Source organism: Streptomyces lincolnensis, from assembly GCF_001685355.1.
Lineage (GTDB): Bacteria > Actinomycetota > Actinomycetes > Streptomycetales > Streptomycetaceae > Streptomyces > Streptomyces lincolnensis.
In genome coordinates this window covers 5,899,218-5,925,872 of sequence record NZ_CP016438.1, presented here as the reverse complement: position 1 = coordinate 5,925,872, position 26,655 = coordinate 5,899,218, and the positions used below count along the sequence as shown (strand labels likewise).

General features: G+C 69.0%; 23 protein-coding genes and 1 pseudogene. 5 read left to right on the top strand and 19 right to left on the bottom strand.

The window, feature by feature from the left end; genetic code table 11:
• Positions 1–90: 90 nt before the first annotated feature.
• From recQ to SLINC_RS26375, 15 genes are all read right to left on the bottom strand, one after another.
• Positions 91–2,145, bottom strand: a complete 2,055-nt coding sequence (gene recQ, locus SLINC_RS26445; RefSeq protein WP_067445722.1) for a DNA helicase RecQ — start codon at positions 2,143–2,145, stop codon at positions 91–93.
• A 295-nt stretch (positions 2,146–2,440) separates the two neighbouring features.
• Positions 2,441–4,090, bottom strand: a complete 1,650-nt coding sequence (gene nuoN / locus SLINC_RS26440) for an NADH-quinone oxidoreductase subunit NuoN (protein ID WP_067437787.1) — start codon at positions 4,088–4,090, stop codon at positions 2,441–2,443.
• Positions 4,087–5,658: an NADH-quinone oxidoreductase subunit M gene (locus SLINC_RS26435; protein ID WP_067437785.1), complete on the bottom strand. Its 1,572-nt coding sequence runs from the start codon at positions 5,656–5,658 to the stop codon at positions 4,087–4,089. Before SLINC_RS26435 ends, nuoN begins: the two co-directional genes overlap by 4 nt.
• A gap of 5 nt (positions 5,659–5,663) precedes the next feature.
• Entirely contained in the window at positions 5,664–7,583 is a 1,920-nt protein-coding gene (gene nuoL / locus SLINC_RS26430; protein ID WP_067437783.1) for an NADH-quinone oxidoreductase subunit L, read from the bottom strand.
• 15 nt (positions 7,584–7,598) lie between these two features.
• Entirely contained in the window at positions 7,599–7,898 is a 300-nt protein-coding gene (nuoK, locus tag SLINC_RS26425; protein ID WP_030401737.1) for an NADH-quinone oxidoreductase subunit NuoK, read from the bottom strand.
• On the bottom strand, positions 7,895–8,758 hold the full coding sequence (locus SLINC_RS26420; RefSeq protein WP_067437781.1) for an NADH-quinone oxidoreductase subunit J: 864 nt from the start codon (positions 8,756–8,758) through the stop codon (positions 7,895–7,897). The genes nuoK and SLINC_RS26420 overlap by 4 nt, the downstream gene beginning before the upstream one ends.
• A complete protein-coding gene (nuoI, locus tag SLINC_RS26415) occupies positions 8,755–9,396 on the bottom strand; it encodes an NADH-quinone oxidoreductase subunit NuoI (RefSeq protein ID WP_067437779.1) in 642 nt (213 codons plus the stop codon). Before nuoI ends, SLINC_RS26420 begins: the two co-directional genes overlap by 4 nt.
• Entirely contained in the window at positions 9,389–10,753 is a 1,365-nt protein-coding gene (gene nuoH / locus SLINC_RS26410) for an NADH-quinone oxidoreductase subunit NuoH (protein ID WP_067437777.1), read from the bottom strand. Before nuoH ends, nuoI begins: the two co-directional genes overlap by 8 nt.
• On the bottom strand, positions 10,750–13,254 hold the full coding sequence (locus SLINC_RS26405) for an NADH-quinone oxidoreductase subunit G (RefSeq protein WP_067437774.1): 2,505 nt from the start codon (positions 13,252–13,254) through the stop codon (positions 10,750–10,752). The genes nuoH and SLINC_RS26405 overlap by 4 nt, the downstream gene beginning before the upstream one ends.
• Complete coding sequence (gene nuoF / locus SLINC_RS26400) at positions 13,251–14,600, bottom strand: NADH-quinone oxidoreductase subunit NuoF (protein ID WP_067437772.1); 1,350 nt, start codon at positions 14,598–14,600, stop codon at positions 13,251–13,253. Before nuoF ends, SLINC_RS26405 begins: the two co-directional genes overlap by 4 nt.
• A complete protein-coding gene (gene nuoE / locus SLINC_RS26395) occupies positions 14,600–15,472 on the bottom strand; it encodes an NADH-quinone oxidoreductase subunit NuoE (RefSeq protein ID WP_067437770.1) in 873 nt (290 codons plus the stop codon). Before nuoE ends, nuoF begins: the two co-directional genes overlap by 1 nt.
• Positions 15,469–16,818, bottom strand: coding sequence for an NADH-quinone oxidoreductase subunit D (locus SLINC_RS26390; RefSeq protein WP_067437768.1), 1,350 nt, complete (start codon positions 16,816–16,818; stop codon positions 15,469–15,471). The genes nuoE and SLINC_RS26390 overlap by 4 nt, the downstream gene beginning before the upstream one ends.
• Positions 16,815–17,573, bottom strand: a complete 759-nt coding sequence (locus tag SLINC_RS26385) for an NADH-quinone oxidoreductase subunit C (RefSeq protein WP_067437766.1) — start codon at positions 17,571–17,573, stop codon at positions 16,815–16,817. The genes SLINC_RS26390 and SLINC_RS26385 overlap by 4 nt, the downstream gene beginning before the upstream one ends.
• Positions 17,570–18,124 (bottom strand): NuoB/complex I 20 kDa subunit family protein, encoded by a 555-nt coding sequence (locus SLINC_RS26380; RefSeq protein WP_067437764.1) that lies wholly within the window; start codon positions 18,122–18,124, stop codon positions 17,570–17,572. Before SLINC_RS26380 ends, SLINC_RS26385 begins: the two co-directional genes overlap by 4 nt.
• 14 nt (positions 18,125–18,138) lie before the next feature.
• A complete protein-coding gene (locus SLINC_RS26375; RefSeq protein ID WP_007383963.1) occupies positions 18,139–18,498 on the bottom strand; it encodes an NADH-quinone oxidoreductase subunit A in 360 nt (119 codons plus the stop codon).
• Positions 18,499–19,243: 745 nt separating this feature from the next.
• On the opposite strand from SLINC_RS26375, the gene SLINC_RS26370 reads away from it, so the two are divergent.
• Positions 19,244–20,059, top strand: coding sequence for a C40 family peptidase (locus SLINC_RS26370; protein WP_079164737.1), 816 nt, complete (start codon positions 19,244–19,246; stop codon positions 20,057–20,059).
• Positions 20,001–20,222: pseudogene (locus SLINC_RS50065) on the top strand (hypothetical protein); the annotation flags it as partial. The gene SLINC_RS26370 and the pseudogene SLINC_RS50065, both read left to right, overlap by 59 nt.
• Before the next feature lie 122 nt (positions 20,223–20,344).
• Here the strand turns inward: SLINC_RS50065 and SLINC_RS26365 are convergent.
• Entirely contained in the window at positions 20,345–21,658 is a 1,314-nt protein-coding gene (locus SLINC_RS26365; protein ID WP_067437762.1) for a geranylgeranyl reductase family protein, read from the bottom strand.
• A 70-nt stretch (positions 21,659–21,728) separates the two neighbouring features.
• Here SLINC_RS26365 and SLINC_RS26360 point away from each other — a divergent pair, with 70 nt between their 5' ends.
• Positions 21,729–22,334 (top strand): GNAT family N-acetyltransferase, encoded by a 606-nt coding sequence (locus SLINC_RS26360; protein ID WP_225988390.1) that lies wholly within the window; start codon positions 21,729–21,731, stop codon positions 22,332–22,334.
• A 147-nt stretch (positions 22,335–22,481) separates the two neighbouring features.
• The gene (locus SLINC_RS26355) at positions 22,482–22,805 is read left to right on the top strand and encodes a PASTA domain-containing protein (protein WP_257785188.1); all 324 of its coding nucleotides are present in this window, start codon (positions 22,482–22,484) and stop codon (positions 22,803–22,805) included.
• Here SLINC_RS26355 and SLINC_RS26350 read toward each other — a convergent pair.
• On the bottom strand, positions 22,792–23,487 hold the full coding sequence (locus SLINC_RS26350) for a demethylmenaquinone methyltransferase (RefSeq protein ID WP_067437760.1): 696 nt from the start codon (positions 23,485–23,487) through the stop codon (positions 22,792–22,794). The genes SLINC_RS26355 and SLINC_RS26350 overlap by 14 nt on opposite strands.
• Before the next feature lie 174 nt (positions 23,488–23,661).
• Between SLINC_RS26350 and SLINC_RS26345 the strand changes: the two genes are divergently transcribed.
• Positions 23,662–24,681: a chitinase gene (locus SLINC_RS26345; RefSeq protein ID WP_067437758.1), complete on the top strand. Its 1,020-nt coding sequence runs from the start codon at positions 23,662–23,664 to the stop codon at positions 24,679–24,681.
• Between the two features lie 70 nt (positions 24,682–24,751).
• Here the strand turns inward: SLINC_RS26345 and SLINC_RS26340 are convergent, their stop codons facing one another.
• Both SLINC_RS26340 and mqnC read right to left on the bottom strand, forming a co-directional pair.
• The gene (locus tag SLINC_RS26340; protein WP_067437757.1) at positions 24,752–25,405 is read right to left on the bottom strand and encodes an amidohydrolase family protein; all 654 of its coding nucleotides are present in this window, start codon (positions 25,403–25,405) and stop codon (positions 24,752–24,754) included.
• Positions 25,406–25,412: 7 nt separating this feature from the next.
• Positions 25,413–26,612, bottom strand: a complete 1,200-nt coding sequence (gene mqnC, locus SLINC_RS26335) for a cyclic dehypoxanthinyl futalosine synthase (protein ID WP_067437756.1) — start codon at positions 26,610–26,612, stop codon at positions 25,413–25,415.
• Positions 26,613–26,655 lie beyond the last annotated feature (43 nt).

Genomic DNA, 26,655 nt, shown 5'->3' with positions numbered 1-26,655 from the left:
CGGTGCCGTAGGGGGCAGTGGCACAGGGGGCAGTGCTTCGGCTGCGCCCCTCAGGCAGATCCCGCCACCGTCACCCGTACGTCCGCTCCCCTATATCCAGTCCTCCGGCTCGGGCTCCGCATCCATCTCCGGCCAGTAGTCGGCACCGGGGTCCGCCTCGTCCGCCGGACGAGGAACCGCCTGAGCAGGAACAGCCGGACCAGCCGCCGCGGGAGCGGGTGCCGGCCCCCCAGGAGCCTCGCCGAGCCCTGCCAGGACTCCGACCACGCCCTCCCCGTACGTCACCAGCTTCTTCTCGCCCACCCCGCTGACACCGCCGAGCTGCTCGACGGACGTGGGCCAGACGGTGACGATCTCCCGGAGAGTCGCGTCGTGGAAGATGACGTAGGCCGGAACACCCTGCTCGCGGGCCTGTTCGGCACGCCAGGCACGCAGGGCCTCGAAGGCGGGCACCAACTGCTCGGGCAGCTCGGCGACGGCGGCCTTGGCCTTGCGCTCGCCCCGCCCGGAACCGGACGAGCCCGAGGCCGACCGCGAGGTCACCGGCTTCTTCGGCTCCTTGCGCAGCGGCACCTCCCGCTCCCGCCGCAGCACCGCCCCGCTCGCCTCGGTCAGCACCAGCGTGCCGTACTCCCCCTCGACCGCGAGCAGTCCCTGCGCCAGCAACTGCCGTACGACACCGCGCCATTCGCCCTCGGAGAGCTCCTCGCCGATCCCGAACACGGACAGCTGGTCGTGGTCGAACTGGATCACCTTGGCCGAGCGCTTCCCCAGCAGGATGTCGACGATCTGCACGGCGCCGAACTTCTGCCCGCGCTCCCGCTGCAACCGCACCACCGTCGACAGCACCTTCTGCGCGGCGACCGTGCCGTCCCAGGTCTCCGGCGTTGTCAGGCAGGTGTCGCAGTTGCCGCATCCGGTCGGATCCGGGTCCTGGCCGAAGTAGTTGAGGAGCTGTCCGCGCCGACACTGGACGGTCTCGCACAGCGCCAGCATCGAGTCCAGGTGGGCCGCGGCCCGGCGCCGGAACGCCTCGTCTCCCTCGCTGGACTGGATCATCTTGCGCTGCTGTATGACGTCGTTGAGGCCGTACGCCATCCACGCCGTGGACGCCAGCCCGTCCCGGCCCGCACGGCCGGTCTCCTGGTAGTAGCCCTCGACCGACTTGGGCAGGTCCAGGTGGGCGACGAAGCGGACGTCCGGCTTGTCGATGCCCATGCCGAAGGCGATCGTCGCGACCACGACCAGGCCGTCCTCCCTCAGGAAGCGGGACTGGTGGGCCGCGCGGGTGCCCGAGTCCAGACCGGCGTGGTACGGCACCGCCTCGATGCCGTTGCGGGAGAGGAACTCCGCCGTCGTGTCCACCGACCTGCGGGAGAGGCAGTAGACGATGCCCGCGTCGCCCGCGTGCTCCTCGCGCAGGAAGCTCAGCAGCTGCTTCTTGGGGTCGGCCTTGGGCACGATCCGGTACTGGATGTTGGGCCGGTCGAAGCTCGCCACGAAGTGGCGGGCCGTCGGCATGTTCAGCCGCTGGGTGATCTCCTGGTGTGTGGCGTGCGTGGCCGTGGCCGTGAGCGCGATCCGCGGCACGTCGGGCCAGCGCTCGCCGAGCAGCGACAGCGACAGGTAGTCGGGGCGGAAGTCATGCCCCCACTGGGACACACAGTGCGCCTCGTCGATGGCGAAGACCGCGATCTTGCCGCGCGAGAGAAGGTCCAGCGTGCCGTCGAGCCGCAGCCGCTCCGGCGCGAGGTACAGCAGGTCCAGCTCGCCGGCCAGGAACTCGGCCTCCACCACGCGCCGCTCGTCGAAGTCCTGCGTGGAGTTCATGAACCCGGCGCGCACACCGAGGGCCCTGAGCGCGTCCACCTGGTCCTGCATCAGTGCGATGAGCGGCGAGACCACGATGCCGGTGCCCGGTCTGACCAGGGACGGGATCTGGTAGCACAGCGACTTGCCGCCGCCGGTGGGCATGAGGACGACGGCATCCCCGCCGGCCACCACATGCTCGATGACCGCTTCCTGCTCGCCGCGGAAGGCGTCGTATCCGAAGACCCGGTGCAGCGTGGCCAGAGCCTCGCTCTCGTTCGTGTCCGGTGTCCCGGTGATCCCTGGCATCTCGATGATTCCGCCCGTCCCGCCCATCGTGTTGTCCCCCGTACGTCGTCCCTCGACCACTGCCTCCACGATAGGGCTCCGGACCGACAGCGCCGGAGTTATCCACAGGCCGGTCCGGTGACGTTCTTTGCTTATGCGTTCGACCCATGCCGCATGGCGCCTGTGTTCACCGATGACTGCGTCCCCAGGATGGGCGACGAAGGACAGCTGCCCGACCGCTTCACGCTCCACGCCTGGATCTACAGGACCGGACGCGCGAAGGCCCCGGCTCCCACCAGGGAGACCGGGGCCCACCGCATGAACACGGCTGACGCGCCGCAGGTCAGCGCACGAAGACTCCCGCCTGGTTCGCCAGGTCCAGGAAGTACTGCGGCGCCACACCGAGCACCAGCGTGACCGCCACGCCGACCCCGATCGCCGTCATCGTCAGCGGCGAGGGCACGGCCACGGTCGGTCCCTCAGGCCGCGGCTCGCTGAAGAACATCAGCACGATGACGCGGATGTAGAAGAACGCGGCGATCGCCGACGAGATCACACCGACCACGACCAGCGGCGCCGCGCCGCCCTCCGCCGCCGCCTTGAACACGGCGAACTTCCCCGCGAAGCCGGACGTCAGCGGAATGCCCGCGAAGGCCAGCAGGAACACCGCGAACACCGCGGCGACCAGTGGAGACCTACGCCCGAGCCCCGCCCACTTGGACAGGTGCGTCGCCTCTCCGCCCGCGTCGCGTACGAGCGTGACCACCGCGAAGGCGCCGATCGTCACGAACGAGTACGCGGCGAGATAGAAGAGGACGGACGACACCCCGTCCGGCGTGGTCGCGATGACACCCGCGAGGATGAACCCGGCGTGGGCGATCGACGAGTACGCCAGCAGCCGCTTGATGTCGGTCTGCGTGATCGCGACGATCGCGCCGCCGAGCATGGTGACGACCGCGACGCCCCACATGACCGGCCGCCAGTCCCAGCGCAGGCCCGGCAGCACGACGTACAGGATCCTGAGCAGCGCGCCGAAGGCCGCCACCTTGGTCGCCGCCGCCATGAAGCCGGTCACCGGCGTGGGCGCGCCCTGGTAGACGTCGGGCGTCCACATGTGGAACGGCACCGCGCCGACCTTGAACAGCAGACCCATGATGATCATCGCGGCGCCGACGAGCAGCAGCGCGTCATTGCCCATGGTGTCCGCGAGGGCGGGGTTGACGGTGGTGACCGTGCCGTCGACGACCCGCGCGATCGTGGCGTACGACATCGAGCCCGCGTAGCCGTACAGCAGGGCGATGCCGAACAGCGTGAAGGCGGAGGCGAACGCGCCGAGCAGGAAGTACTTGACCGCGGCCTCCTGCGACAGGAGCCGCTTGCGGCGGGCCAGCGCGCACAGCAGGTACAGCGGCAGGGAGAAGACCTCCAGGGCCACGAACAGCGTCAGCAGGTCGTTGGCCGCCGGGAAGATCAGCATGCCGGCGATCGCGAACAGCAGCAGTGGGAACACCTCGGTGGTGGTGAACCCGGCCTTCACCGCGGCCTTCTCGCTGTCGCTGCCCGGCACGGAGGCGGCCTGCGCGGCGAAGGAGTCCACGCGGTTGCCGTGCATCTCCGGGTCGAGCCGCCGCTCCGCGAAGGTGAACAGGCCGACCAGGCCCGCCAGCAGGATCGTGCCCTGGAGGAAGAGCGCCGGTCCGTCGACGGCGATCGCGCCCATCGCCGCGATGCCCGCCTTGGTCGTGGCGTATCCGTCGGCGGAGAGCGCCACGACCGCCGCGAAGGCGGAGCACAGGGCCACGACGGACACGAACAGCTGGACGTAGTACCGCGACCTGCGCGGGACGAATGCCTCGACCAGAATCCCGATGATCGCCGCTCCGATGACGATCAGCGTGGGTGACAATTGTCCGTATTCGATCTTCGGCGCGTCGATCTTCGAGATCGGATCGGCCGCAGTTGTCCACAGGCTGTGGACGGCTGATGCGCTCACTTGGCCGCCTCCACCTCGGGCTGGGGGTCCTTCTTCTGTACGTCGGACATGGTCTGCTTGACCGCCGGGTTCACGATGTCCGTGACGGGCTTCGGGTAGACGCCCAGGAAGATCAGCAGGGCGACCAGCGGGACCACGACCACGAGCTCCCGCACCCTGAGGTCCGGCATCGTCGCCACCTCGGGCTTCACCGGGCCGGTCATCGTCCGCTGGTAGAGGACGAGGACGTAGAGCGCGGCCAGCACGATGCCGAAGGTGGCGATGATCCCGATCACCGGGTAGCGCGCGAACGTGCCGACCAGGACGAGGAACTCACTCACGAACGGCGCGAGCCCCGGCAGCGACAGGGTCGCGAGGCCACCGATCAGGAAGGTGCCGGCGAGCACCGGGGCGACCTTCTGCACTCCCCCGTAGTCGGCGATGAGCCGCGACCCGCGCCGCGAGATCAGGAACCCGGCGACCAGCATCAGCGCGGCCGTCGAGATGCCGTGGTTGACCATGTAGAGCGTCGCGCCGGACTGGCCCTGGCTGGTCATCGCGAAGATGCCCATGATGATGAACCCGAAGTGCGAGATCGACGCGTACGCCACCAGCCGCTTGATGTCCCGCTGGCCGACCGCGAGCAGCGCCCCGTAGATGATGCTGATCACCGCTAGGACGAGGATCGCGGGCGTCGCCCACTTGCTGGCCTCCGGGAAGAGCTGGAGGCAGAAGCGGAGCATCGCGAAGGTGCCCACCTTGTCGACGACCGCCGTGATGAGGACGGCTACCGGGGCGGTGGCCTCCCCCATCGCGTTGGGCAGCCAGGTGTGCAGCGGCCACAGGGGCGCCTTCACCGCGAAGGCGAAGAAGAAGCCCAGGAACAGCCACCGTTCGGTGTTCGTCGCCATGTCCAGCGAGCCGTTGGCCCGCGCCTCGGCGATCTCCTGGAGGCTGAAGTTCCCGGCGACCACGTAGAGGCCGATCACCGCGGCCAGCATGATGAGGCCGCCGACCAGGTTGTAGAGGAGGAACTTGACGGCCGCGTAGGAGCGTTGGGCCGCCGCGTTCTCCTCCGAGCCCGCGTGGGCACGGTCCCCGAAGCCGCCGATGAGGAAGTACATCGGGATCAGCATGGCTTCGAAGAAGATGTAGAAGAGGAAGACGTCGGTGGCCTCGAAGGAGATGATCACCATCGCCTCGACGGCCAGGATCAGGGCGAAGAAGCCCTGTGTCGGCCGCCAGCGCCGGTTTCCGGTCTCCAGCGGGTCGGCGTCGTGCCAGCCCGCCAGGATGATGAACGGGATCAGCAGCGCCGTCAGCGCGATGAGCGCGACCGCGATGCCGTCCACGCCCAGCTCGTACCTGACCCCGAAGTCCGCGATCCAGGCGTGGGATTCGGTGAGCTGGTAGCGGTCTCCGTCCGGGTCGAAGCGGACCATGACGGTGATCGCGAGGACGAGTGTGGCGAGCGAGACGAGCAGCGCCAGCCATTTGGCGGCGGTGCGCCGGGCGGCCGGGACGGCGGCCGTGACGATCGCCCCCACGGCCGGGAGCACCGCCGTCGCTGTCAGCAGAGGAAAGGACATCGGTATCAGACCGCCCTCATCAGCAGGGTCGCGGCGACGAGGACCGCCGCACCGCCGAACATCGAGACCGCGTACGACCGCGCGAAGCCGTTCTGGAGCCTGCGCATCCGTCCGGAGAGGCCGCCGACCGAGGCCGCCGTGCCGTTGACGACTCCGTCGACCAGGGTGTGGTCGACGTAGACCAGCGACCGTGTGAGGTGCTCTCCGCCGCGGACGAGGACGACGTGGTTGAAGTCGTCCTGGAGCAGGTCGCGCCGGGCGGCCCGGGTGAGCAGCGACCCGCGCGGGGCGACGACCGGGACCGGCCGGCGCCCGTACTGGAGGTAGGCGGTCGCCACACCGATGACCATCACGGCCACCGTGGCCGCCGTGACCGTCGCCGCGCTGATCGGGGCGTGACCGTGGTCGTGCCCGGTGATGGGTTCCAGCCAGTGCAGGAAGCGGTCGCCGATGCTGAAGAACGCGCCGCCGAAGACCGAACCGACGGCCAGCACGATCATCGGGATCGTCATGGACCTGGGTGACTCGTGCGGGTGCGGCTCATGGCCGTTCTCATCGGGCTGCCAGCGCTTCTCCCCGAAGAACGTCATCAGCATCACGCGCGTCATGTAGTACGCCGTGATGGCCGCGCCCAGCAGGGCGCATCCGCCGAGGATCCAGCCCTCGGTGCCGCCCTTGGCGAAGGCCGCCTCGATGATCTTGTCCTTGGAGAAGAAGCCGGACAGACCCGGGAAGCCGATGATGGCCAGGTAGCCGAGGCCGAAGGTCACGAAGGTGACCGGCATGTACTTCCTGAGACCGCCGTACTTGCGCATGTCGACCTCGTCGTTCATGCCGTGCATGACCGAACCGGCGCCGAGGAACAGCCCGGCCTTGAAGAAGCCGTGCGTCACCAGGTGCATGATCGCGAAGACGTAGCCGATGGGGCCGAGGCCGGCGGCGAGGACCATGTAGCCGATCTGCGACATGGTCGATCCGGCGAGCGCCTTCTTGATGTCGTCCTTCGCGCAACCGACGATCGCACCGAACAGGAGCGTGACCGCGCCGACGATGGTGACGACGAGCTGCGCGTCGGGCGCCGCGTTGAAGATGGCGCCGGAGCGGACGATCAGGTAGACGCCCGCGGTCACCATGGTCGCGGCGTGGATGAGGGCCGAGACCGGGGTCGGGCCCTCCATCGCGTCCCCGAGCCAGGACTGCAGCGGCACCTGGGCGGACTTGCCGCAGGCGGCGAGCAGCAGCATCAGGGCGATACCGGTGAGTGTGGCCTCGCTGGTGCCTCCGACGAGTCCCTCTTCCTCGTGGGTGCCGAGCACCGGGGTGAAGGCGAAGGTCCCGAAGGTGGTGAACATCAGCATGATCGCGATCGACAGGCCCATGTCGCCGACGCGGTTGACCAGGAAGGCCTTCTTCGCGGCGGTCGCGGCACTGGGCTTGTGCTGCCAGAAGCCGATCAGCAGGTACGAGGCGAGACCGACGCCCTCCCAGCCGACGTACAGCAGCAGGTAGTTGTCGGCGAGGACGAGCAGCAGCATCGCCGCGAGGAACAGGTTCAGATAGCCGAAGAAGCGGCGGCGGCGCTCGTCGTGCTCCATGTACCCGATCGAGTACAGGTGGATCAGCGAGCCGACACCGGAGATGAGCAGCACGAACGTCATCGACAACTGGTCGAGGTGGAAGGCGATGTCCGCCTGGAAGCCCTCGACCGGGATCCAGCTGAAGAGGTGCTGGGTGAGCGTGCGGTGTTCGGCGTCCTTGCCGAGCAGGTCGACGAAGAGGACGGCTCCGATCACGAAGGAGGCGCCGGCGAGGGCCGTACCGATCCAGTGGCCGATGGCGTCCAGCCGCCGGCCACCGCACAGCAGGACCGCGGCTCCGAGCAGGGGCGCCGCGATGAGCAGCCCGATCAGGTTCTCTGCATTCATACGGTCCAGCGCCCCTTACAGCTTCATCAGGCTGGCGTCGTCGACCGAGGCCGAGTGGCGGGAACGGAACAGCGACACGATGATCGCGAGCCCGACCACGACCTCCGCGGCGGCGACGACCATCGTGAAGAAGGCGATGATCTGGCCGTCGAGGTTGCCGTGCATCCGGGAGAAGGCGACGAACGCGAGGTTGCAGGCGTTGAGCATGAGCTCGACGCACATGAACACGACGATCGCGTTGCGCCGGACCAGCACGCCGGTCGCGCCGATCGTGAACAACAGGGCGGCGAGGTAGAGGTAGTTGACCGGGTTCACTTCGACGCCTCCTCGGCCCGCTTGAAGGTCGACGGTTCGATCGCGGTCCGCTCCAGGCGCTCCTCGGCGCGCTGTTCCAGCGCCTTGAGGTCGTTGAGCGCCTCCTGGGACACGTCACGGATCTGGCCGCGCTCCCGCAGCGTCTTGCTGACGGTGAGCTCGGAGGGGGTGCCGTCGGGGAGCAGGCCCGCGATGTCCACCGCGTTGTGCCGGGCATACACGCCGGGAGCCGGCAGCGGCGGTACGTGCGTGCCCGCGCGCACCCGCTCCTCGGCCATCTCGCGCTGGGTCTTGGCGCGTTCGGTGCGCTCGCGGTGGGTGAGCACCATGGCGCCGACGGCCGCCGTGATCAGCAGGGCGCCGGTGATCTCGAAGGCGAAGACGTACTTGGTGAAGATGAGGGACGCCAGGCCCTCCACATTGCCGTTCGCGTTCGCCTGCGCGAGGCCGTTGAACTCCGTGAGGGAGGCGTTGCCGATGCCCGCGACCAGCAGGATGCCGAAGCCGAGCCCGCAGAGAAGGGCCAGCCAGCGCTGGCCCTTGATGGTCTCCTGAAGAGAGTCCGCGGCCGTGACGCCGACGAGCATCACCACGAAGAGGAACAGCATCATGATCGCGCCGGTGTAGACGACGATCTGGACGACGCCGAGGAAGTAGGCGCCGTTGGCGAGGTAGAACACCGCCAGGATGATCATGGTCCCGGCGAGACAGAGCGCGCTGTGCACGGCCCTCTTCATGAAGACGGTGCACAGGGCGCCGATCACGGCGACGGTGCCCAGCACCCAGAACTGGAAGGCCTCTCCGGTGGAGGTGGAGTAGGCGGCGAGGGAGGTGGAGTGGGCGGCGAGCTGCGAGGTCATCGGCCGATCACCTTCCCCGACGCCGGTTCGTCCTCGCCGAAGGTGGAGGCGGCCTCCTGCACGACCTCGCCCTTGGACAGGGCCACTTGGGGCTCGGTGCCCGGCGCGGCCTCCGTCACCAGGCCCCGGTAGTAGTCCTGCTCGTCGGTCCCCGGGTAGATGGCGTGCGGGCTGTCGACCATGCCGTCCTCAAGACCGGCGAGCAGCTGCTCCTTGGTGTAGATCAGGTTGGCGCGGCTCGAGTCGGCCAGCTCGAACTCGTTGGTCATCGTCAGCGCGCGCGTGGGGCACGCCTCGATGCACAGGCCGCACAGGATGCAGCGGGCGTAGTTGATCTGGTAGACGCGGCCGTACCGCTCGCCGGGCGAGTAGCGCTCCTCGTCCGTGTTGTCGGCGCCCTCCACATAGATGGCGTCGGCGGGGCAGGCCCAGGCGCACAGCTCGCAGCCGACGCACTTCTCCAGACCGTCCGGATGGCGGTTGAGCTGGTGCCGTCCGTGGAAACGCGGAGCGGTGGTCTTCTCCTGCTCCGGGTACTGCTCGGTCAGCCGCTTCTTGAACATGGCCTTGAAGGTCACGCCGAAGCCGGCTACCGGGTTCTGGAAACCGGGTTTGGTCTCCTTGGGCTCCTCAGCCATCGGACGCCTCCTTTCCATCCAGAGATCCGTCACTCTGAGTATCGGGCCCACCACTGACAATCAGCTCCCGCTCCCGGTGCGAGCGGCGCCTGGGCACCGGTGGCAGCTCCTGCCCGGGCAGTGGCGGCACGGGGAACCCGCCCGCCAGCGGGTCGAATCCGGCCGGTTCCTCGACGGGCCGCTCGCCCGCCTTCGCCTTCTCGCGGAACATGTCGGCGACGAAGGAGAGCAGGAGCAGGGCGAGCACACCGCCGCCGATGTACAGGGCGATGTCGGCGAAGTCGTAGTTCTCGTTGCGCAGCGTCCGCACGGTGGCGACGAGCATCAGCCAGACCAGCGAGACCGGGATGAGGACCTTCCAGCCGAGCTTCATCAGCTGGTCGTAGCGGACGCGGGGCAGCGTGCCGCGCAGCCAGATGAAGAAGAACAGCAGCAGCTGCACCTTGATCACGAACCAGAGGAGCGGCCACCAGCCGTGGTTCGCGCCCTCCCAGAAGGTGCTGATGGGCCACGGGGCCCGCCAGCCGCCCAGGAAGAGCGTCACCGACACGGCCGAGACCGTCACCATGTTCACGTACTCGGCGAGCATGAACATCGCGAACTTGATCGAGGAGTACTCGGTGTTGAAACCGCCGACCAGGTCGCCCTCGGACTCCGGCATGTCGAAGGGGGCGCGGTTGGTCTCGCCGACCATCGTCACGATGTAGATCAGGAAGGAGACCGGGAGCAGGACGACGTACCAGCGGTCCTGCTGCGCCTCGACGATCGTCGAGGTCGACATCGATCCCGAGTAGAGGAACACCGAGGCGAACGCGGCGCCCATGGCGATCTCGTAGGAGATCATCTGGGCGCAGGAGCGCAGACCGCCGAGCAGCGGATAGGTGGAGCCGGAGCTCCAGCCCGCGAGGACGATGCCGTAGATGCCGACCGAGGCGACCGCGAGGATGTACAGCATCGCGATCGGCAGGTCGGTGAGCTGCATCGCGGTGCGGTGGCCGAAGATCGAGATCTCGTTGCCGGCCGGGCCGAAGGGGATCACCGCGATCGCCATGAAGGCCGGGATGGCCGCGACGATCGGCGCGAGGACGTAGACGACCTTGTCCGCGCGTTTGACGATGACGTCTTCCTTGAGCATCAGCTTGATGCCGTCGGCGAGCGACTGGAGCATGCCCCAGGGGCCGTGCCGGTTGGGGCCGACGCGCAGCTGCATCCAGGCGACGACCTTGCGCTCCCAGACGATGGAGAACAGCACGGTCACCATCAGGAAGGCGAAGCAGAACACCGCCTTGATGACGACCAGCCACCAGGGGTCGGTGCCGAACATCGAGAGGTCTTCTGCGGCGAGGGACGGGCTCATGCCTCCACCTCCTTGGGGGCTTCGGCGGCGAGCGTCGCCGGGCCGATGCGGACGAGTGAGCCAGGCCGCGCCCCGGTGTCGGAGGCGACGCCCCCACCGACGGAGTTCAGCGGGAGCCAGACCACGCGGTCGGGCATCTCGGTGATCCGCAGCGGCAGTTCGACCACTCCGGCGGTGCCGGTCACGGCGAGCAGGTCGCCGTCCTTGACGCCCGCCTCGGCGGCCGTGGCGGCCGACACGCGCGCGTGGGCCGCGTGCCGGGTCCCGGCCAGTGCCTCGTCGCCCTCCTGGAGGACACCCTGGTCGAGCAGCAGCCGGTGTCCGGCCAGGACGGCCTCGCCTGCGGCCGGACGCGGCAACTGGGCGCCCGTCTCCAGGGGTTCGGTGGCCCGCGGCCCGTCCCAGGCACCGAGCCGGTCCAGCTCCGCGCGCGTGGTGCGCAGATCCGGCAGGCCCAGATGTACGTCCATGGCGTCGGCGAGCATCTGGAGCACACGCGCGTCTGTGGGCGCGAGGCTGCGGATCATCTGGTCGGGCTTGAGAGCGGACTCGAAGAAGCGCACCCTGCCCTCCCAGTTGAGGAAGGTGCCGGCCTTCTCGGCGACCGCGGCAACCGGCAGGACGACGTCCGCGAGTGCGGTGACCTCGCTGGGCCGCAGTTCCAGCGACACCAGGAAGCCCACTTCCCGCAGGGCGGCACGCGCGCGTGCCGGGTCGGGCAGATCGGCGACCTCCACGCCCGCGACCAGCAGCGCCTGGAGCTCACCGCCGGCGGCGTCCTCGATGATCTGGCCGGTGTCCCGCCCGTAGCGGTGCGGCAGTTCGGCCAGGCCCCAGACCGCGGCGACCTCGTCCCGCGCGCGCGGGTCGGTGGCCGGGCGGCCGCCCGGCAGCAGCGACGGCAGCGCGCCCGCCTCGACGGCACCGCGCTCCCCCGCCCGGCGCGGGATCCACACCAGCTGCGCGCCGGTGGCGGACGCGGCCCGTGCGGCGGCGGTCAGCCCGCCCTCCACGGCGGCCAGCCGCTCACCCACGACGATCACCGCGCCCTCGGAGCGCAGCGCCTCCGCGGCCCTGGCACCGTCGTCCGCCAGGCCGACCCCGCCCGCGAGCGCGTCCAGCCACTCGGTCTCGGTGCCGGGGGCGGCGGGCAGCAGCGTGCCGCCGGCCTTCTCCAGGCCACGGGTGGCGTACGTGGCGAGCGAGAACACCTTCTGCCCGTGCTTGCGCCAGGCCTTGCGGAGCCGCAGGAAGACACCGGCGGCCTCCTCCTCGGCCTCGAACCCGACCAGCAGGACGGCGGGCGCCTTCTCCAGGGCGGTGTACGTGACGCCCGTACCGTCGAGGTCACGGCCGCGTCCGGCGATCCGGGCGGCCAGGAAGTCGGCCTCCTCACCACTGTGCACGCGCGCGCGGAAGTCGATGTCGTTGGTGTCGAGCGCCACGCGCGCGAACTTGCTGTAGGCGTAGGCGTCCTCGATCGTGAGGCGACCGCCGGCCAGGACACCGGTGCGGCTCCGCGAGGCGAGCAGCCCCTGAGCCGCGATCTGGAGCGCCTCCGGCCAGGACGCCGGGACGAGCTCGCCCTCGGCGTTGCGCACCAGCGGCGTGTGGAGACGGTCCCGCTGCTGCGCGTAGCGGAACGCGAACCGCCCCTTGTCGCAGATCCACTCCTCGTTGACCTCGGGGTCGTTGGCCGCGAGCCGCCGCATGACCTTGCCGCGCCGGTGGTCGGTGCGGGTCGCGCAGCCGCCGGAGCAGTGCTCGCACACCGACGGGGAGGAGACCAGGTCGAAGGGGCGGGAGCGGAAGCGGTACGCCGCCGAGGTCAGCGCGCCGACCGGGCAGATCTGGATGGTGTTGCCGGAGAAGTACGACTCGAAGGGGTCGCCCTCACCGGTGCCGACCTGCTGGAGCGCGCCGCGCTCGACCAGCTCGATCATCGGGTCGCCCGCGACCTGGTTGGAGAACCGGGTGCAGCGGGCGCACAGCACGCACCGCTCGCGGTCGAGCAGGACCTGCGTGGAGATCGGGACGGGCTTCTCGAAGGTCCGCTTCTTCCCCTCGAAGCGGGAGTCGGACTGGCCGTGCGACATGGCCTGGTTCTGCAGGGGGCACTCGCCGCCCTTGTCGCAGACCGGGCAGTCCAGCGGGTGGTTGATGAGGAGCAGCTCCATCACACCGTGCTGGGCCTTCTCGGCGACCGGCGAGGTGAGGTGGGTCTTGACGACCATGCCGTCCGTGCAGGTGATGGTGCAGGACGCCATCGGCTTGCGCTGGCCCTCGACCTCGACGATGCACTGGCGGCAGGCGCCGGCCGGGTCGAGCAGGGGGTGGTCGCAGAACCGGGGGATCTCGATGCCGAGCTGTTCGGCGGCCCGGATGACCAGGGTGCCCTTGGGCACGCTGATCTCGGCGCCGTCGATGGTCAGCGCGACGAGATCCTCCGGCGGGACCGCCGCCTCTCCCCCTCCCGAGGGAGCGTTGGTGGTCGCGGTCATGCGTTCACCTCCGTGCGGGAGTCGGCCCAGGCCGTCGACTTGGCCGGGTCGAAGGGGCAGCCGCGGCCCGTGATGTGCTGCTCGTACTCCTCGCGGAAGTACTTGAGCGAGGAGAAGATCGGCGAGGCGGCGCCGTCGCCGAGGGCGCAGAAGGACTTGCCGTTGATGTTGTCGGCGATGTCGTTCAGCTTGTCGAGGTCGGACATGACGCCCTTACCGGCCTCGATGTCACGCAGCAACTGCACGAGCCAGTACGTCCCTTCGCGGCACGGTGTGCACTTGCCGCAGGACTCGTGGGCGTAGAACTCCGTCCAGCGGGTCACGGCACGCACCACGCAGGTGGTCTCGTCGAAGCACTGGAGCGCTTTGGTGCCGAGCATGGAACCCGCGGCACCCACTCCTTCGTAGTCAAGAGGGACGTCGAGGTGCTCGTCGGTGAACATCGGCGTCGAGGAGCCGCCCGGCGTCCAGAACTTGAGCCGGTGGCCCGGCCTCATCCCGCCGCTCATCTCCAGGAGCTGGCGCAGCGTGATGCCGAGCGGGGCCTCGTACTGGCCGGGACTGACGACATGGCCGCTGAGCGAGTAGAGCGTGAAGCCCGGGGACTTCTCGCTGCCCATCGACCTGAACCACTCTTTTCCCTTTTGCAGAATGGCGGGAACCGACGCGATCGACTCGACGTTATTCACAACAGTCGGGCACGCATAGAGACCCGCGACCGCAGGGAAAGGGGGACGGAGCCGCGGTTGACCCCGGCGGCCTTCGAGCGAGTCGAGCAGTGCGGTCTCCTCACCGCAGATGTACGCGCCAGCGCCCGCGTGCACGGTGATATCGAGATCGAGGCCGCTGCCCAGGATGTTCTGTCCGAGGTAGCCGGCCGCATAGGCCTCGCTCACGGCCGCGTGCAACCGCCGCAGCACAGGGACGACTTCACCACGCAGATAGATGAAGGCATGCGACGACCTGATGGCATAACACGCGATGATCATGCCCTCGATGAGGCTGTGCGGGTTCGCGAAGAGGAGCGGGATGTCCTTGCAGGTCCCGGGCTCCGACTCGTCGGCGTTGACAACTAGATAGTGCGGCTTTCCATCTCCCTGGGGAATGAACTGCCATTTCATTCCCGTGGGGAATCCCGCGCCGCCGCGGCCGCGCAGACCGGACTCCTTGACGTAGGCGATCAGGTCGTCCGGCGACATGGCGAGCGCCTTGCGGAGTCCCTCGTACCCCTCGTGCCTTCGGTAGACGTCCAGCGTCCAGGACTTGTCCTCGTCCCAGAAGGCCGACAGCACGGGTGCGAGCAGCTTCTCGGGGCTGGTGTCTTTGAGTTCGGGTGCCAAGGTCATCACTCCCCCTCCTCGGCGGTAGGCCCGGCCGGATGGGCCGGGTCGGAGGCCGACGTGTCCTGTGGCGCGTCGTGCGAGCTCAAGTGCTCGGTGGGTGACGGCTTGTGCACCGCCGTGTCGTGCGGCTCGTCGTGCGGACCACCCTCGCGCGGATGGACCACGCGCGCGGGTGCGGCCTCTCCCCTCGCCAGGCGGAGGCCCACCAGCGAAGCGGGTCCCGCACCGCCGCTCGCCTCGACGGCCCCGGGACGCTCGTCGGGGAAACCGGCGAGGATCCGCGCGGTCTCCTTGAAGGTGCACAGCGGCGCCCCGCGCGTGGGCTCGACCGGACGTCCCGCGCGCAGGTCGTCGACGAGGCGCTTGGCGCTGGCCGGGTCCTGGTTGTCGAAGAACTCCCAGTTGACCATCACGACCGGCGCGAAGTCGCAGGCCGCGTTGCACTCGATGTGCTCCAGGGTGACCTTGCCGTCGTCGGTGGTCTCGCCGTTGCCGACGCCGAGGTGCTCCTGGAGCTCCTCGAAGATCGCGTCGCCGCCCATCACCGCGCAGAGGGTGTTGGTGCAGACGCCCACCTGGTAGTCACCGCTCGGCCTGCGCCGGTACATGGTGTAGAAGGTGGCGACCGCGGTGACCTCGGCGGTGGTCAGGCCGAGCACGTCCGCGCAGAACTGCATCCCGGTGCGCGTGACGTGGCCCTCCTCCGACTGCACCAGGTGCAGCAACGGAAGCAGGGCCGAGCGGGAGTCCGGGTAGCGGGCGATGATCTCCCGCGCGTCCGTCTCCAGCCGGGTGCGGACGTCGTCCGGGTACGCGGGGGCGGGCAGTTGGGGCATGCCCAGGCTGACGCCCCGCTCCGAAGAAGAGGTGGTCACCGGTCGACGCCTCCCATCACGGGGTCGATGGACGCGACGGCGACGATGACGTCGGCGACCTGGCCGCCCTCGCACATCGCCGCCATGGCCTGAAGGTTGGTGAAGGACGGATCCCGGAAGTGGACCCGGAAGGGGCGGGTGCCGCCGTCGGACACGGCGTGCACCCCGAGTTCGCCCTTGGGCGACTCGACGGCCGCGTACGTCTGTCCCGGCGGGACGCGGAAGCCCTCGGTGACCAGCTTGAAGTGGTGGATCAGGGACTCCATGGAGGTGCCCATGATCTTCTTGATGTGGTCGAGGGAGTTACCGAGCCCGTCCGGTCCCAGAGCCAGCTGGGCGGGCCAGGCGATCTTCTTGTCGGCGACCATGACCGGGCCGGGCTGGAGCCGGTCCAGGCACTGCTCGACGATCCGGAGGGACTGGCGCATCTCCTCCAGCCGGATCAGGAAGCGGCCGTAGGAGTCGCAGGAGTCGGCGGTGGGGACGTCGAAGTCGAACGTCTCGTAGCCGCAGTAGGGCTGCGCCTTGCGCAGGTCGTGCGGCAGGCCGGTGGAGCGCAGGATCGGGCCGGTGGCGCCGAGAGCCATGCAGCCGGCCAGGTCCAGATAGCCGACGTCCTGCATACGGGCCTTGAAGATGGGGTTCCCGGTGGCGAGCTTGTCGTACTCCGGGAGGTTCTTCCGCATCTTCTTGATGAACTCGCGGATGTGGTCCACCGCGCCGGGCGGCAGGTCCTGGGCGAGTCCGCCGGGGCGGATGTACGCGTGGTTCATCCGCAGGCCCGTGATGAGCTCGTAGATGTCGAGAATCATTTCACGATCACGGAATCCGTAGATCATGATCGTGGTGGCGCCGAGTTCCATACCGCCGGTGGCGATGCACACCAGGTGCGAGGAGAGCCGGTTGAGCTCCATCAGGAGCACGCGGATGAGGGTGGCGCGGTCGGGGATCTGGTCCTCGATGCCGAGGAGCTTCTCGACGGCGAGACAGTAGGCGGTCTCGTTGAAGAAGGACGTCAGGTAGTCCATGCGCGTCACGAAGGTGGTGCCCTGCGTCCACGTGCGGAATTCGAGGTTCTTCTCGATGCCGGTGTGCAGGTAGCCGATGCCGCAGCGGGCCTCGGTGACCGTCTCGCCGTCGATCTCCAGGATCAGGCGGAGCACTCCGTGGGTGGAGGGGTGCTGCGGTCCCATGTTGAGGACGATGCGCTCGTCGTCGGCCCGGGCCGCGGCCTGGACGACCTCGTCCCAGTCGCCGCCGGTGACCGTGTAGACGGTGCCCTCGGTGGTCTCGCGTGCCGAAGCGGCAGAGGCGGCAGATGCGGTAGACGCGTGCTGCGTGCTCATGAGTACGACCTCCGCTGGTCCGGAGCCGGGATCTGGGCGCCCTTGTACTCGACGGGGATGCCGCCGAGGGGGTAGTCCTTGCGCTGCGGGTGGCCCTGCCAGTCGTCCGGCATCATGATCCGCGTCAGGGCCGGGTGGCCGTCGAAGACGATGCCGAAGAAGTCGTAGGTCTCGCGCTCGTGCCAGTCGTTGGTCGGGTACACGGAGACCAGCGAGGGGATGTGCCGGTCGGTGTCCGGAGCGCTGACCTCCAGGCGGATCAGCCGGTTGTGGGTGATCGAGCGCAGGTGGTAGACGGCGTGCAGCTCGCGGCCCTTGTCGTGCGGGTAGTGGACGCCACTGACGCCGGTGCACAGCTCGAAGCGCAGGGCCGGGTCGTCGCGCAGGGTGCGGGCGACGCGGAGCAGATGCTCGCGCTCGATGTGGAAGGTGAGCTCGTCGCGGTCGACGACCGTCTTCTCGATGGCGTTGTCCGGGAGGAGTCCCTGTTCCTCCAGGGCGCCCTCCAGTTCGTCGGCGACCTCGTCGAACCAGCCGCCGTAGGGCCGGCCCGCCGGTCCGGGGAGACGGATCGAGCGGACCAGGCCGCCGTAGCCGGAGGTGTCGCCGCCGTTGTTGGCGCCGAACATGCCGCGCTGGACGCGGATCTCCTCGCCGCCCTCGCCGCGCTGGCCGGGGAGGTTGGAGGCGCCGAGGTCCTTCTCGGGATTGACCCCGTTCGACCCGGCGCCCGTGGTGCCGTTCGCGTCGCTCACCGCAGCAGCCCCTTCATCTCGATCGTCGGCAGGGCCTTGAGCGCCGCTTCCTCCGCCTCGCGGGCCGCCTCCTCGGCGTTCACGCCGAGCTTGGTGGACTGGATCTTCTGGTGGAGCTTGAGGATGGCGTCGATCAGCATCTCCGGCCGTGGCGGGCAGCCGGGGAGATAGATGTCGACCGGGACGATGTGGTCGACGCCCTGGACGATGGCGTAGTTGTTGAACATGCCGCCCGAGGAGGCGCAGACCCCCATGGAGATGACCCATTTCGGGTTCGGCATCTGGTCGTAGACCTGCCGGAGCACCGGCGCCATCTTCTGGCTGACCCGGCCGGCGACGATCATCAGGTCGGCCTGGCGCGGCGAGCCGCGGAAGACCTCCATGCCGAAGCGCGCCAGGTCGTAGCGGCCGGCGCCGGTGGTCATCATCTCGATGGCGCAGCAGGCGAGGCCGAAGGTGGCCGGGAAGACGGACGCCTTGCGCACCCAGCCCGCGGCCTGCTCGACGGTGGTCAGCAGGAAGCCGCTCGGCAGTTTTTCTTCGAGTCCCATGAGTTAAAGGCCCCTCAGTCCCATTCCAGGCCGCCGCGCCGCCATACGTACGCGTACGCGACGAAGACGGTGAGCACGAAGAGCAGCATCTCCACGAGCCCGAAAACACCCAGGGCGTCGAAGGTGACGGCCCAGGGGTAGAGGAAGACGATCTCGATGTCGAAGACGATGAAGAGCATCGCCGTCAGGTAGTACTTGATGGGGAAGCGCCCGCCGCCGGCCGGCGTGGGGGTCGGCTCGATACCGCACTCGTAGGCCTCGAGCTTGGCCCGGTTGTACCGCTTCGGACCGATCAGCGTGGCCATGACCACGGAGAAGATCGCAAAGCCTGCCCCGAGGGCTCCCAGTACGAGGATGGGCGCATACGCGTTCACCGCTCCTCGCTCCTCTCAGTCGGCACTGACTGCTGGCGATGGCATCGGACTCCCGGCCCGCCTCATCAGCTCCGCGAACCCCGCCCGTCCCGGCGAAGATCGCGAACATGTGAAGCAGGTCACAAGCCCAACTGACCCGCATCTTATGCCTGCCGGTCTGTGATCTGCGACACGGGGTATTGCACAAGCTTTGTGATCTCCACCACCTGACGAAGGATCATGAAGCCGGAAGACCGTCGATCTTCGTACGAGAAGCGTCCGAGCGGTCACGAGAGGTGACATTTCCGCCCGTCGCAGCGCTCTGAGCGGGGCGTCTCCATATCAAGATGCTTCCCTTGCATGCAAATTGGTGCTGGACACACCCACTTGATAGAGGACGGCGTTCACACATCAGAGGGCGTCATGCACCCCGATGTGGACGCGTGCACGCGTTCACGAGCGCGGCCGGAGGAGATCCGGACACAGGACGCGCACCTTCTCGTAATCGTTGCGTGACCTCCGCCACATTCGCGAGAGGCCTCCGAGAAGGAGGCTTGGCCACTCATGGCAACCAGTGGTAGGCGGAGGGCAATTCGGGCGTATCTACGAAAGCCCATGATCACAGGCCGGATCGCACGCGTCCGCAATGTCCGTTACGGCGTCAATAAAGAGCGACACGCCCGACGTTCGGGGTCCCGATTGAACAACTGTGGCGCAGCACACGTTTCTTGAAGGTATGGAGGAGCCCCTGATACCGGTTGTTCTCATGTCCCACACCGCTCACATACGCAGCCACCGGAAACCCCGCCGCAGCGCGACGTCGAGTCTCGCCGTGCGTGCCGGAGTTGCCGGTGGCGTCCTCAGCATGGCAGCGGCGGGCGCGTCGGCCTCGGCGAGCGCTGCCGAGCCCGTGACGCAGACCCTCGAACTGCCCACCCTGACGGCCGACATGGCCACCCAGGTCGCCGAGTCCGCCGACGCCACACAGCAGGCCGCGGCGAACTACCAGCTGCAGGCCGAGCGTGACGCGGCCGCCGCAAAGGCCGCGAAGCAGGCCAAGGCGGACCTCGCTGAGGCGAAGAAGAAGGCCGAGGCCCGTAAGAAGGCCGCCGAGGAGGCCACTCGCAAGGCCGCTGCCGAGCGCGCGACGCGCGACACGGAGCGGACCTCCCTGTCCGCCTCGGCGAGCGTCAGCGCGTCCACAAGCACGTCCACGTCCACGGCCACCGGTTCGGCCGCCGCGATCGTCAACTTCGTCAAGTCGCAGGTCGGCGACAGCTACGTCTCCGGCGGCACCGGTCCCAACTCCTGGGACTGCTCCGGCCTCGTGCAGGCGGCCTTCAGCCAGATCGGTGTCGACCTGCCGCGTGTCTCGCAGGACCAGTCGACCGCCGGCACCCAGGTCTCTCTGAGCAACCTCCAGCCGGGCGACATCCTGTACTGGGGCAGCGCGGGCAGCGCGTACCACGTGGCGGTGTACGTCGGCGACGGCATGTTCGTCGGCGCGCAGAACCCGTCCACGGGTGTCGCCGAGAAGTCGCTGTCGTACGACCCGCCGACCGGCGCGGTGCGGGTGCTCTAGGAGCGGGTGCCCTAAAGGACCGACCACACACACCGACGACACACGACTCACGTCGCACGTCGCAAGGGCCGCAGCCGCTCGGGGGCTGCGGCCCTTGAGGCGCGTGACGGACCTGGCGGAGGCCGTCGCGTTCAGCTCGGGCGGCTTCACCCGGCTCGCCGACCGCATGGCGAAGGAAGGGCTGATCCGCCGCGACCCCGATCCGGACGACCGACGGGCCGCGCTCGCCGTACTGACCGAGAAGGGCGGCGAGGCGCTGGACCGCGCCCTCACCGCCCACGTCGGTCACGCCTTCGGGGCCACCTTGCTCAGGCCGTTGATGATGCGGTCCATCGCGTCGCCGCCCGTGGGGTCGGTGAGGTTGGCGAGCATCTTCAGGGTGAACTTCATCAGGAGGGGGTGGGTGAGGCCTCGCTGGGTGGCGATCTTCATGACCTTCGGGTTGCCGATGAGCTTCACGAAGGCGCGGCCGAGGGTGTAGTAGCCGCCGTAGGTGTCCTTCAGCACGCGCGGGTAGCGCTGGAGGGCCATCTCGCGCCCCGCGGGAGTGGACCGCGCGTGGGCCTGGACGATGACGTCGGCGGCGATCTGGCCGGACTCCATGGCGTAGGCGATGCCCTCGCCGTTGAAGGGGTTCACCAGGCCGCCGGCGTCGCCGACCAGCAGCAGGCCCTTGGTGTAGTGGGGCTGGCGGTTGAAGGCCATCGGGAGGGCGGCGCCGCGGATCGGGCCGGTCATGTTCTCGGGGGTGTAGCCCCAGTCCTCCGGCATGGACGCGCACCAGGCCTTCAGGACCTCGCGCCAGTCCAGTTCCTTGAAGGAGTTGGAGGTGTTGAGGACGCCCAGGCCGACGTTGGACGTGCCGTCGCCCATGCCGAAGATCCAGCCGTAGCCGGGGAGCAGCCGGTCCTCGCCGGGACCGCGGCGGTCCCACAGCTCCAGCCAGGACTCCAGATAGTCGTCCTCGTGACGCGGTGACTCGAAGTACGTCCGTACGGCCACCCCCATCGGGCGGTCCTCGCGGCGGTGCAGGCCCATCGCGAGGGAGAGCCGGGTGGAGTTGCCGTCCGCCGCGACGACCAGCGGGGCGCGGAAGGTCACCTCGCGCTTCTCACCGGCGTCGCCGAGTTTGGCGTGCACGCCGGTGATGCGGCCGGTGCGGTCGTCGATGATCGGGGCCCCGACGTTGCAGCGCTCGTACAGGCGGGCGCCGGCCTTCTGGGCCTGGCGGGCGAGCTGCTCGTCGAAGTCGTCGCGCTTGCGGACGAGTCCGTAGTCGGGGTAGGAGGCGAGATCCGGCCAGTCCAGCTGGAGCCGGACACCGCCGCCGATGATCCTCAGGCCTTTGTTGCGCAGCCAGCCGGCCTCTTCCGAGATGTCGATGCCCATGGCCACGAGCTGTTTGGTGGCGCGGGGGGTGAGGCCGTCACCGCAGACCTTCTCGCGCGGGAACTCGGTCTTCTCCAGCAGGAGGACGTCGAGTCCGGCCTTGGCGAGGTAGTAGGCGGTCGTGGAGCCGGCCGGCCCCGCGCCGACGACGATCACATCGGCGGTGTTCTCGGAAAAGGGGTCGGAGTGGGGCTCGGTCACGGCGGTCACGGCGGGATCTCCCCAAGTTCGGAATCTGCGTGCCGACCGGCACTGGACAGGGGCAGTCTATTCAGCAGGATTGATCACCCGGCTGAAGGGCTGCCCAGTGAACCGAGCTCTCCCCGCAGTGCGGTTGCGTGTGCCCACCGACGAGGACGCCCTCGCCTGGCACCGGGCCTTCGCCCACCCGGACGTCATGGAGTTCCACGGCGGCAGGACGGCGGAGCTGTCCGTCTACGAGGAACTCACCGCCCGCCAGCGCCGGCACGACGCCGAGCGGGGCTTCTGCCTGTGGTCCGTGCTCGACGAGTCCGGGCAGGTCATCGGGTTCACCGGCGCCCAGCCGTGGGAGCGGAGCTGGGGGCCGACGGGTGAGATCGAGATCGGCTGGCGGCTGGGGCGGGAGTACTGGGGCCGGGGGTACGTCACGGCGGCGGCGCGGATGACGCTGGAGCGGGTGCGCGAGGCGGGGGTGCCGGGCGTCGTGGCGATGGTCGACGCCCGCAACACGCGCTCCATCGCGGTGACCCGACGGCTCGGCATGCGGCTCGCGGAGGTCTTCAGGGCACCGGTCCCCGAACCGGCGGCCCCTGCGGCCCTGTCGGGATCGCACACGGCCTCCCAGACCCCCCAAGTCCCCCAGCCCTCCCACCGCGAGGGCCACTGTTACCGGCTGGATCTGTGAGGCCGTCCTCCGCTTTCCTCACTCACCGTCACCAACTGCCACAGATGGAAACTCAGCGCTTCCGGCCGCCGTGACCCCGGGGTTACCCTGCCAGTACCGCTGGGGGTGACATCTGTGCACATAACGCCCAAGACACCCGAAGTACGCGTGCCGCGTCTGGTCGGACTCATGGCCGTGGACGCCCGCGAGACAGCCCAGGCGCAGGGACTGCTCGTCAACGCGCCGGACCGGCAGGACTTCCACCGCACCGTGGTCGACTACGTCGTACGCCAGTACCCGCAGCCCGGCGCGGAGGTGCCGCGGGACTCGGTGGTCTACGTGTGGTTCGACTTCGGTCCGGGTGACGGTGGTGGCGGAGGGATCCGCGAGCCGCGTCTGCCGAAACCCCCCAGAGGCGGGCTTCAGCGCGAGCTGGACGAGCCGCACGATCCGTACGCGGTGCGCTGCACCACGGGGTTCAGCTCTCCTTGACGCCCCGGTGCAGGGCGACGATCCCGCCGGTCAGGTTCCGCCAGGCCACCTTCGACCAGCCGGCCTTCTGGAGGCGTTCGGCCAGGGCGGGCTGGTCGGGCCAGGCGCGGATGGACTCGGCGAGGTAGACGTACGCGTCGGGGTTCGAGGAGACCGCTCGGGCGACCGGGGGCAGGGCGCGCATCAGGTACTCGGTGTAGACGGTCCGGAAGGGCGCCCAGGTCGGGTGCGAGAACTCGCAGATCACCACGCGTCCGCCCGGCCTGGTCACGCGGTACATCTCGCGCAGCGCGGCGTCCGTGTCCTGGACGTTGCGCAGCCCGAAGGAGATCGTGACGGCGTCGAAGACATCGTCCTGGAACGGCAGCCGTGTGGCGTCGCCCGCGGTGAGCGGCAGCCAGGTGTGCTTGCGCTTGCCGACCTGGAGCATGCCGATCGAGAAGTCGCAGGGGACGACGTACGCGCCCGTGCGGGCGAAGGGCAGCGACGACGTGGCCGTGCCCGCCGCCAGGTCCAGGATCTTCTGGGCGGGGCGGGCGTCGACGGCCTTGGCGACCTCCTTGCGCCACACCCGGTCCTGGCCGAGCGACAGCACATCGTTCGTGAGGTCGTACCGTTCCGCCACGTCGTCGAACATCGAAGCGACTTCGTGCGGCTGCTTGTTCAGAGAGGCGCGGGTCACCTCGCCATTCTTGCAGCACGGTCCCCGGCAACCGCTCAGGGGAGCAGCTTGGGCGCTTCTCCCCCGCCAGGTCCCAGAGATGGTCGGTGCGGCGCCACGTACCCCGCCGTCTCGTCCGGTCGCCTGTGAGACATTTCCCCTCCGACAGACATCACGAGAGCGGGTGCATACGTCATGCGGAGTCTCCTGAAGCCGGCGGCCGGGCTCGTCTGCCTGTTCGCCCTGGCCACCGCGGGGTGCTCCACGGCATCCGACGGCACGGAGTCCGACAGCACGGAGTCCGCCGAGACCTCGGACAAGGCGCCGGCCACGCCTGTCACGTCCTACGCCCCGTACGTCAGCGCCACCGACGCCTCCGACCTCGACTCCGCGGGCTCTCCTACGACGTACAACCTGGCCTTCGTCATCTCCACCGGCAGCGGCTGCACACCGAAGTGGAACGACTCGGACCCCATCGGTGACTCGGCCGTGAAGTCCCGCATCGCACGGCTCAAGGAGGGCGGCGCCACCGTCCGGGTCTCCTTCGGCGGCGCCTCCGGCAAGGAACTCGCGGCGACCTGCGACAACGCGGCGGAACTGGCGAAGGCGTACGGTACGGCGCTCGACGCGGCCGGGTCCGATCAGGCCGACTTCGACATCGAGGGCGACGAACTGACCGACTCCGACAGTGTCGACGTCCGCTCCGAGGCGATCGCGCTGCTCCAGAAGGAACGGACCGATCTCGACGTGTCCTTCACGCTGCCGGTGATGCCGTCGGGGCTGGACGCGGACGGGCTGGCGTTGCTGGAGTCCGCCAACAACAGTGCGGTGCAGGTCTCCACGGTGAATCTCATGACGATGAATTACGGGGAGTCCTACGACGGTGACATGGGGGATTACGCGATCACCTCGGCGAATTCCGCGCATGATCAGCTGATGGATGTCTTCGGTACGTCTGATGCCGCTGCGTGGCGGGGGATGGCGTTGACCTCGATGATCGGGGTGAACGATGTGGAGGGGGAGACGTTCACATTGTCCGATGCGGGGCAGGTGCGGGCGTTTGCTGCGGAGAAGGGGGTTGCGTGGGTGTCGATGTGGTCGACGTTCAGGGATCAGGAGTGTGTGGCGGGGGACGCCGATGAGAATGACGCGCTGACCAATTGCAGTGGGGTGGTGCAGGGGGCGGGGGCGTTCGGGGAAGCGTTTGCGGGGTGACGGGTTGTGTGCCGGGTGCGGGTTTGTTGTGGCTGGTCGCGCAGTTCCCCGCGCCCCTGAAGGGGCGTCCCTAGCGCCGTCTGTACACGAGGCGGCCCTTGATCACCGTTGCCACGCAGACTCCCGCGCCCGCCTTCTCCAATGCCGGCCCGTCCGGGGCGTCGAAAACCGCGAACGTCGCGTCGATGAGCGCGTCCACGCCGGTCGGAGGAAGGGGCAGGACGATGGCCTCCGCCAAGTCCCTCCCGGCCAGCGGGTCCAGAGAAGGACGCCCCATCGGATCCGCGAATCGCTGCTCGACCGTCAGCCCCGCCCGGTACACGGCGTCCACCACCGCGGGTCGCCACAGTGTGCCCGCCACCGCCACCGTGCCGTGGGCGAGGAGGCGTTGGACTCCTCGGCGGGCGCTCGCGGCCCAACGGGTGTCTGTCATGGGGAGGTTGGACAGGGCGTCGCCGGTGAGGGGCTCGGTGCCCAGGTCGGCGGCCTCGCGGGGGTCCGGGTGGTAGGCCTGTTCGAGGAGTTCGGGGCCGTGGGGGTTGACCAGGCCGGGTGTGATGACGCCGGGCCAGCGGCGGACGCGGGCTGTGGGGTGGGTGGTGGCCAGCCGGTCGTAGGGGCCGATGGCGGCGATCTGCCGGCCCTCCACGAGGATCGCGCCGCCGGGCACGGGCGGCCGCCGATCCCCCGTGACGAGGAGATCGGCGGCGTGGATCGTGAGCATGGTGGCGCTAGTTGGAGGCGAGGAGCTTCAGCTCGGGGTGGGCCGTGCCGCCCTCGATCGCCGTGGACGAGATGTGGGACATCACGCGCTCGTCGACGGGGTCGTCCGCCGGGTCGTCGTGGACGACGATGTGCTCGTACGTCGTGGTCCGCTGGGCCGGGACCCGGCCCGCCTTGCGGATGAGGTCGATGATCTCCATGCGGTTGGAGCGGTGCTTGGCACCGGCCGAGGAGACGACGTTCTCCTCCAGCATGATCGAGCCCAGGTCGTCGGCGCCGTAGTGCAGGGACAGCTGGCCGACCTCCTTGCCGGTGGTCAGCCAGGAGCCCTGGATGTGGGCGATGTTGTCCATGAAGAGACGCGCGACGGCGATCATCCGCAGGTACTCGAAGAGCGTGGCCTGCGTACGGCCCTTCAGGTGGTTGTTCTCGGGCTGGTAGGTGTACGGGATGAAGGCCCGGAAGCCGCCCGTGCGGTCCTGTACGTCACGGATCATCCGCAGGTGCTCGATGCGCTCGGCGTTGGTCTCGCCGGTGCCCATGAGCATGGTGGACGTGGACTCCACGCCCAGCTGGTGCGCGGCCTCCATGATCTCCAGCCAGCGCTCGCCGGACTCCTTGAGCGGCGCGATGGCCTTGCGGGGCCTCGCCGGCAGGAGTTCGGCACCCGCGCCCGCGAAGGAGTCGAGGCCGGCGGTGTGGATCCGCTGGATCGCCTCCTCGACGCTCACCTTGGAGATCCGGGCCATGTGCTCGACCTCGGACGCGCCCAGCGAGTGGATCACCAGCTGGGGGAACTCCTTCTTGATGGCGGCGAAGTGCTTCTCGTAGTACTCCACGCCGTAGTCCGGGTGGTGGCCGCCCTGGAACATGATCTGCGTACCACCGAGCTCGACGGTCTCCGCGCAGCGGCGCAGGATGTCGTCCAGATCGCGGGTCCAGCCCTTGTCCGTGGCCTTGGGCGGGGCGTAGAAGGCGCAGAACTTGCACGCCGTCACGCAGACGTTGGTGTAGTTGATGTTCCGCTCGATGATGTACGTCGCGATGTGCTCGGTACCGGCGTACCGACGGCGGCGTACGGCGTCGGCGGCGGCGCCCAGCGCGTGCAGCGGGGCGTCACGGTAGAGGTCGAGCGCCTCTTCCGGGGTGATCCGCCCGCCGTCCGCGGCACGGTCGAGCACAGACTGGAGGTCGGCCTTCTCGGTCACCGGGGGGCGTCCCTTTCGTCAAGGGGTTGGACGGACCTGTCCA